Source organism: Knoellia aerolata DSM 18566, assembly GCF_000768695.1.
Lineage (GTDB): Bacteria > Actinomycetota > Actinomycetes > Actinomycetales > Dermatophilaceae > Knoellia > Knoellia aerolata.
Window position 1 is genome coordinate 1 of record NZ_AVPL01000165.1, and the last position, 590, is coordinate 590.

Genomic DNA, 590 nt, shown 5'->3' on the forward strand with positions numbered 1-590 from the left:
GCATGGGCCGCGCCGTCGGCCAGGTCGCCATCGATGGCGGCCAGCAGGCAGCGTCCGCGCACCACGCGGAAGGCCTCGATCAACGCCGACCCCTTGGCCGTGGTGCCATAGAGCACTTCCTTGCCCGCTTTCTCGCCCTGCACCAGGCCCAGCGCGGCGAGCTTCTTCAGCGCATAGCTGATGACATGGGTATCTTCGAAATTGAGGGTGAAGCAGATGTCGGCCAGCTTCTTGCCGCGCTGGCGGTGGTGCACGTGGTGCAGCACCAGGATGTCGTTGAAGCCCAGGTCCGGCTCGCCGGCCGCGGCCATGCAGCGCGCCACCCAGCGGCTGAAGGCGTTGTGGGCGATGATGAGGCCGAACTCCAGCTCGGACAATTCGGCATGCGGGCCGTTGGCCAGATGGGCCGAGGACAGGATGCGCACCGGTTCCAGGGCAGGGTTGCCGGCGGCATCGGGGAGGGTAGGGGTCATGGCGGGGTTCCGGGCAGGGCGGGATCAATCGTCTTCGCCGCCGGCGTCGGGAAACAGGCGTTCCTTGCCGGGCGAAATGTCGGTAATCAGGTCCCGCAGCAGGGGCTTGTTGAGCAG

General features: G+C 67.3%; 1 protein-coding gene. It reads right to left on the reverse strand.

Going from position 1 to position 590, the window contains the following annotated elements; genetic code table 11:
• The coding region (locus N801_RS22195) for a winged helix DNA-binding protein (RefSeq protein ID WP_052113321.1) at positions 1–473 on the reverse strand (473 nt) is incomplete at its 3' end.
• Between the last annotated feature and the right edge of the window lie 117 nt (positions 474–590).